Origin of the sequence: Microcoleus sp. Pol12A5 (assembly GCF_036701435.1) — a bacterium.
Taxonomy (GTDB): Bacteria; Cyanobacteriota; Cyanobacteriia; order Cyanobacteriales; family Microcoleaceae; genus Microcoleus.
The window spans coordinates 14,541-22,101 of sequence record NZ_JAUBQU010000071.1 but is presented as its reverse complement, the minus strand read 5'-3'; the positions used below and the strand labels follow the sequence as shown (position 1 = coordinate 22,101).

Below are 7,561 nucleotides of genomic sequence, written 5' to 3'. Positions count from 1 at the left end.
GCAGTCGATCGCTCTGGTGTGCCACTACTACCAGAATTGTACTACGTCCCCGCCGAAAATATAGAAGCAGAAAAGCTAAATCCCCGCAGCCAGCAGCGCTTACCCAATGAAAATATTCCCCTAGTTTGGGCGCAAAGTCTGTATTTTCTCGGTCAATTGCTGAACGAAGGATTAATCGCAGTTGGCGACATCGACCCGCTGGGAAGGCACCTGTCAGTGGGCCAACACAGAGAACCTTTAGTGCAAATTGCACTGTTAGCTGAAGACGAAGATTTGCAAGCAGAATTAGCCGCTAACAGCATTGCGGCACAAACCCCAAAACAGGTAGAACCAATTCAAGTCCGCCAGACTAAAGAATTATCAGCTATTTACACGCAAATTGGACGAAATGACCAATTAGGCTTAAGTGGCCGCCCCGTTCGCCGTTTGCGGAGTTTAACAACTTCTCGGGTGTTTAAAGTTCGCGAAGAGGCGATCGTATTTCTCCCCTCATTTTTGAACAGACAAGAGTTTTACTTAACTTTAGATTACCATTATTTAGTAGCTCAAATCAAGAGTGAAATAGCTCACATTCACCGCCACTGGTATCAGTTAGGACGCCCTACGGTAACGCTGATGCTGACTCACACAATGCTGGAAACCGGCCGGGAAGCGTTGTTAGAATTAATGAAGGAATTCCGGGATGGATATTGTAAAAACACGCCCGTCAAACTCGGAAATCTTAAGCAGTTTATGCTGACTGCTGGGACTGAAAGAATTGATTTAATGCACGATTTTGAATTTACTGAATCTCCGGTGACAGGTGCAGTAGAAACGCGCCGATATCTAACTTACAATCCTGAAAAAACTTGGCCTTTGGGTCACACGCAAGAATTTAAATTAGAGTGCGAAACTAATACTCAATTCTTGCTAACTAGCCTGCGAGATTCAGAAAATTTGTACGAACAAATTGAGTTGCTGCACACGTTGGTTCGCCTCAAAGGATTAAATTTTGATACAGGATTTGGAGGTACGGAAGAAATAGTTAAAGTTGTGGACTTGCTCAACGAAGTTTATACAAAAGCTGGAGAAAGTTCGCAGTCAAAAATCCAATGGGCAGTCATCCGCCATGCCGCAGGTTTGCTGGATAAAGTTGATATCAGCTTGTCCGATGCAGTGACAGATATTTTGGTGCGACAAAAACAGATTGCTGTGGGGAAAGCTTACAGCGAAGATTCGATAATTTCGAGACCGGGTTCTTACACGGAAGTGATGGACAAAATTCGCCAATTCTGCGGAGAAGATATTCGCGATCGAGTTCTCACCCAAGAAATTCTAATTTACCTCAGCGTCCTAATTAAAGCAGAACCGCAATTATTTAAAGGTCTGCTCACACTGAGAGTTAGCTACTTTATTCTGCTGTTAACAAGCGAATTAGCTCGCGAATTGGGAGTGACGCAAAATGAAGCTTACGAACATTTAATGCAGCTAAGTCCCTTTGAAATCAAAAATCGCCTGCGCCAAGTGTTGACAGAATACGAGGAAATGAATCAAATCCTCAAACAACAAGAATCCCTGCGCGTCAAACAGCCGGAAAAAGATATTGAATGGGTAGTAGCGCCAGTTTCCGAAGAACCGCAAATGCCTGCGGGAGGATGGCGCCGGAAGCGGCAAATGGAAGGTGGAGTCAATCGCGTACCGAAGGATTTTTATCCGAGTGTTTGGGGACTGCTGCGGCACTGCAAAGGCTTGATAATTGGCGACAAATTAGAGCGACGCAATCGGTTAGATAGCCATATCATTTTATCGGAAATGACCCCAGGTGAAAAGAATTTTGCGCTACAAATCGAGCATTTGCTGAATAAAATTGTGGCGCCGGAATACCGACAAGTGAATATTGAGGCGCTGATGGAGTTGGCAGCAATTGCCCAGCGCAATCCTGAATTGCAGGTAGAAGAATACATCGTTTTAGATGTATTAGTCGGTCACGCAGTGCGGCTGAATTGGCTAGGAAAACACCAGGAAAGAGCGGATAAATACGACGAAGATAAAGCGGCGGCTTGGCAAGCTTTTTACAATACTTCGCCTTACGTTTGCGCGAGTCATGTACTCGATGCTTTCCGATTCTTGACGAAATTTGGATAGATTGAGTGGTTAATACAAGCTACCCCCTCGATAGTTCGGCGGTTGAAACCGCAACTACATAAACTAACTCCGCCTCTGCGGACTCAGAAATAAGGGAGATATTTAAGCTCGATCGCGATTATGCGAAATCCTTCATACAGCGAGCGATGGCTATGGGAAAGAGCGATTACCTGCACGTCCTTACGCGTCTGCTACACATCATCACCCGAACCGCATTTTTGGTGCGGTTGGCAACACCGGCAATACTTCCGGCAACGCTCGTGCCGTGCAGAGTTCTGAGGCTGGAGCATCATGGCGTTGCCACAGTATTGTCGGTTTCTAGGAATAGCTTTGTACGGTTTTCTTCACTGCCAATAAATTCTGCTTCTTTCGTACTTATTCTAGCAAATACGACTAACTGAGTAGGGTTTTCCTGACTGTTCCTCCCACGCCCGGAAGCGGCATCATAATAACTGTAAGCAATGAGCTTCAACCCAAACTTTCGTTATAAAGTCTTACCAATCTTTGAGGTGACAGATTATGTTGATGCGCTATTGGCAACCATTCACAGAAATTGAAACGCTCCGCCAGCAACTCGATAAAGTTTTTGACCAACAGGCAACAACGAGAGATAACTCAGAAGCCACTTGGATGCCCGCTGTGGAATTTGCTGATGCTGGGGACAATTTCGTATTAAAAGCGCAACTGCCTGGAATTGACCCCAAAGACATTGACGTTCAAGTCACTCGCGAAGCAATTTCTATCTCTGGCGAACGCCGCTACGAAAACACAGACGAAAAATCTGGCTACGTCCGCTCTGAATTCCGCTATGGCAAATTCCACCGGGTGCTTCCCTTGCCCGCACACATTCAAAATGACTCTGTGCAAGCTGAATACAAAGATGGCATTCTAACGCTAACCCTGCCCAAAGTAACTGAGGCCCGCAATAAAGTCGTCAAGATTAATTTGGCCGAAATTGCTGGAACTCCAGCAAATCCCGCTTTGGAACAGGCTAACCAATAACATCGGCTGTGCTTAATCGAGTGAGGCAAATTTTCCCAAATTGAGCCTAATTGGATTTACTTAACAACAACGGAACTGGAAAAGTTGATACCGGGAGCTACACTTGCTCTCGGTATTCTTTATTAGGGAAAACCGAGCGAAAAACCACCTACAACTGTCCTGCACCCGCAGTGAATTCAGTAACGCTTACAAGGCAGGCTTCTAGTAAATGCAGCAGAGAGCTAGACGAGCAGAATACCCAATCGCGATCCCAGGCTTGGAAATCCCTTAGTCTTCCGTCCCACCCATTTCTGTGGCGAATAAAGAAACTTGGGCTATGTTAGACCACAGGGCGCTTTTACGGTCATCAAAAACTCTGGGGAAAAACGCTTGCGGCTATTGCATCTAATATATCTTGCAGCCGTTATGCTTCCCGCCTCATAGTGCTACAGCCTCCTCCAAAATGCGATCGCGAATGCGTTCTTTCAACATATCCACGCTCGGCGCTCTCATGAGGCCACGATTGCCAGAAGCGAAACATGAGCTCACTTTTGTTGAGTAAATTACTATGTTACGATCAGCTCCTATAATAATTAAGTTTTAAAACCGGCCTTAACCTTACGCTCCATTCCCTTGCGATCGCTAGAATAACAATGACTATCAACTTAGCTGGCTATCAATTCGTTGAAACCCTCCACAGCGGAATAAGAACTTCAGTCGATCGCGCTCGGAAGGATTCGGACTTTTCCAGCGTGATCGTCAAAACGCTAAAGGCTGAGTATCCCACTCTTTCTGACATCACCCGCTTGCGGCACGAATATCAAATTCTGCACAGCTTGAACGTAGAAGCGATCGTCAAACCCATTAGTTTAGAAAGCTATAAAAACGGTTTAGCACTGATATTAGAAGATTCAGGCTCCGAGTCTCTCAAAGATTGGATGAAGGGTAAGAAACTCACAATCATTCAATTTCTTTCTTTGGGATTCCAGCTTGTCTCTGCCTTAGCAGAAATCCATAAACATAACATTATTCATAAAGATGTAAAGCCACACAATATTATCATCAACCCAGCCACTGAAAAAGTTAAAATTATTGATTTCAGCATCGCTTCGCGGCTGGAGCGAGAAAATTCGACGCTCAGCCATCCAGATTTGCTCGAAGGCACACTCGCCTATATGTCGCCAGAACAAACTGGGCGGATGAATCGGTCAATTGACTACCGCACTGATTTTTATTCACTAGGCGTTACCTTCTATGAAATGCTCACAGGCGAGTTGCCCTTTAATTCCACAGACCCGCTGGAATTGGTACACAGCCATATTGCCAAAACTCCCATTCCCCCTCAGCAGCTAAATCCTGAAATCCCACCACAAATTTCAGCGATTGCAATGAAGTTATTAGCTAAAAATGCTGAAGACCGCTACCAAAGCGCTGAGGGACTAAAATTTGACTTAGAAACTTGCTTGATCAAGCTACAGGCTAGCGGATATATTTCCAACTTTGTTGTTGGAAGTGCGGATAAAGCAGGGCAATTAAATATACCGCAAAAGCTCTACGGTCGCGACAAAGAAATTGAAAAAATTCTAGAAACTTTCGATCGCGTTGCCAGTGGCACCACCGAATTAATGCTAGTTTCCGGTTATTCCGGGATAGGCAAAACAGTGTTGGTCAATGAAGTCCACAAACCCATTGTGCGCCAACGAGGCTATTTTATTGCAGGTAAATTTGACCAGTTCAAGCGCAATATTCCTTATGCTTCCCTAATTCAAGCATTCCAATCCTTAACTCAGCAACTTCTAACCGAAGGAGAAGTAGAAATCCAAACTTGGAAAGAAAAACTGTTATCCGCTTTAGGCGATAACGGACAAGTCATCATTGATGTTATCCCTCAAGTCGAATTAATTATTGGCAAACAGCCACCCGTACCTGAGCTAGGGGCAACTGAAGCTCAAAACCGTTTCAGTCGCGTCTTTAAACAATTCATTGGCGTATTTACGACTATTGACCATCCGTTAGTTCTCTTCCTCGATGACTTGCAGTGGGCGGATTCTGCCTCGTTGAAATTAATTCAATTGCTAATAACTGATTCTGATAGCAAGTATTTATTGCTGATTGGGGCATATCGAGATAACGAAGTTTCTCCAACTCATCCGACGATTCAAACAATTGACAAGATTCGCCAAACTGGTGCGACGGTGAATAATATTGTCCTTCAACCATTACACCTGGTTCATGTCGAAGAATTAATTGCGGATACTTTAAATGAATCTGGCGGTTCGGAATCCCTGTCTGTAAAGACGCGATATTTCGCGTCTCTACTTTTTAATAAAACCCAGGGCAATCCTTTCTTCTTAAGTCAACTCCTCAAAACTCTCTATCAAGAAGATTTGTTGACTTATGATTTATATTCTGGCGTCTGGCAATGGAATATCGAGCAAATTCAAGCGATCGGCATCACCGATTACAATGTTGTAGAACTGATTGCTAGAAATATACGCAAATTGCCAGAAGATACACAAAAAGTATTAAAATTTGCTGCTTGTATTGGCAACACTTTTAACTTAGAAGTGTTGGCGATTGTCAATCAGGAATCATCCTTAGTCACGGCAGCGCAATTGTGGGCAGCACTTCAAGCTGGGTTGATTTTACCTTTGAGCAATGAATACAAAATTCCCCTCGTATTTAGTCAGGAAGAATCCGGCGGTTTTACCTTAACTGATGTGAAGGTTGACTACAAGTTTTTACATGACAGAGTGCAGCAAGCTGCCTATTCTTTGATTCCCGATGAGCAGAAAAAAGAGACCCACTTAAAAATTGGTCAACTGCTGCTGCAAAGTACAACGCCCGAAAACCGAAAAGAAAATATTTTCGCTTTAGTTAACCAACTCAATTATGGTACTGACTTACTTACCAGTGAATCCCAAAAATATGAACTAGCCCAATTGAATCTGATTGCAGGTCAGAAAGCGAAAGCTGCTACAGCCCACGATTCCGCCGTCAAATATTTGCAAGTAGGTTTATCTCTGCTAGCCGTAGATAGTTGGGACAATCGGTATGAATTGGCATTAATGCTGCATGAGGAAGCAGCAGAGTCAGCATATTTGAGTGGTGATTTTGACGGAATGCAGAGATTCGTTGAGATAGTACAAAACTGCGCCAAAACACTATTGGACATAGTAAAAGTGTACAAAGTCCAGATTCAAGCTTATATGGCGCAGAACAAGCTGCTGGAAGCATTGAATACGGGGCTGCAAGTCTTAAAGCAGTTGGAGGTAGAGTTTCCCGACTCGCCAAACCCATCTGATATTGGGCAGGCGCTGGGGGAAACTGCGGCAATTTTGAGTGGCACCCGAATTGAGGACTTAATCGAACTCCCTGAAATGACCGATCGTTATCAATTAGCAGCGATCGGGATTTTGTCAAGTATATTTTCTGCTTGCTATTCAGGGATGCCGGTACTGGTGCCTTTAACAGTATGCAAACAGGTCAATTTATCCGTTCAATATGGCAATGCTTCTGTGTCTCCCTTTGCATATGCGGTATATAGTCTTCTTCTTTGCGGGGCGGTAGGAGATATTGAGGGGGGCTATGAGTTGGGCCAATTAGCTTTACGTCTAGTCTCAAAGTTAAATGCCAAAGAAATCGAAGTCAAGACTTGCCACTTAGTGTATGCTGCAGTTCAACATTGGAAAGAACACGTCCGAAATACCTTAGAACCTTTCCTGGCAGCTTTCTCTACTGGGCTGGAAACTGGAGATTTAGAATATGCTGGCTATGCCGTCATGGTGTGGAGTCATTACTCGTTTTTTGTTGGCAAGCAACTAATGCAGCTCGAACGAGAGATAGCAACTTATACAGATGCCCTTCATAAAATTAGCCAAGAAACAGCGCTTAATAATACAAAAATCTGTTGGCAAGCCGTCTTAAACATGATGGGAAGAAGCGAAAACCTCTGCGAGTTAAAGGGGGAAGCCTACGACGAAGAGAAAATGCTGCCGCTATATCAGCAAACCAACAACCAACTGGCAATTCATTACTTATACTTGCACAAACTTGCGCTTTGTTATGTGTTTGAGAATTACGCGGAAGCTTTAAAAAATATCCCTCAAGTAGAAAGTTCTTTCGGATCGTCTACAGGCCAGCTAACTGTTGTTATATTCTATTTATACGATTCTCTAGTACGGCTAGCTGTGTATCCTGAAACTTCGCAGTCCGACAAACAGGACATTCTTAACCGAGTACAAGCTAATCAAGATAAATTGCAAAAATGGGCGCATTATGCCCCAATGAATCATCTGCATAAATTCTATTTAGTAGAAGCCGAAAAACATCGTGTTTTAGGCGAAAAACTAGAAGCGGTCGAGATGTACGACAAAGCGATCGCTCTTGCTAAAGAAAACGAGTATATCAACGAAGAAGCACTAGCTGACGAACTCGCTGCTAAATTCTATTTTTC

The 7,561-nt window shown here is 43.8% G+C and carries 4 protein-coding genes; 3 read left to right on the top strand and 1 reads right to left on the bottom strand.

Going from position 1 to position 7,561, the window contains the following annotated elements:
- The coding region (locus QUA45_RS18550) for a glycoside hydrolase family 15 protein (protein ID WP_333221791.1) at nucleotides 1-2,124 on the top strand (2,124 nt) is incomplete at its 5' end.
- Nucleotides 2,125-2,413: 289 nt separating this feature from the next.
- Here the strand turns inward: QUA45_RS18550 and QUA45_RS18545 are convergent.
- The gene (locus QUA45_RS18545; RefSeq protein WP_333097110.1) at nucleotides 2,414-2,596 is read right to left on the bottom strand and encodes a hypothetical protein; all 183 of its coding nucleotides are present in this window, start codon (nucleotides 2,594-2,596) and stop codon (nucleotides 2,414-2,416) included.
- Between the two features lie 47 nt (nucleotides 2,597-2,643).
- Between QUA45_RS18545 and QUA45_RS18540 the strand changes: the two genes are divergently transcribed.
- Nucleotides 2,644-3,126, top strand: coding sequence for an Hsp20/alpha crystallin family protein (locus tag QUA45_RS18540; RefSeq protein ID WP_333097109.1), 483 nt, complete (start codon nucleotides 2,644-2,646; stop codon nucleotides 3,124-3,126).
- Nucleotides 3,127-3,758: 632 nt separating this feature from the next.
- Nucleotides 3,759-7,561, top strand: a 3,803-nt coding sequence (locus QUA45_RS18535; RefSeq protein WP_333221790.1) for a serine/threonine-protein kinase PknK, incomplete at its 3' end; no start/stop codon positions are given.

Bases quoted from the DNA above. Each gene is read 5' to 3' on its own strand.
- QUA45_RS18540 (WP_333097109.1), top strand. From the start codon at position 2,644: ATGTTGATGCGCTATTGGCAACCATTCACAGAAATTGAAACGCTCCGC.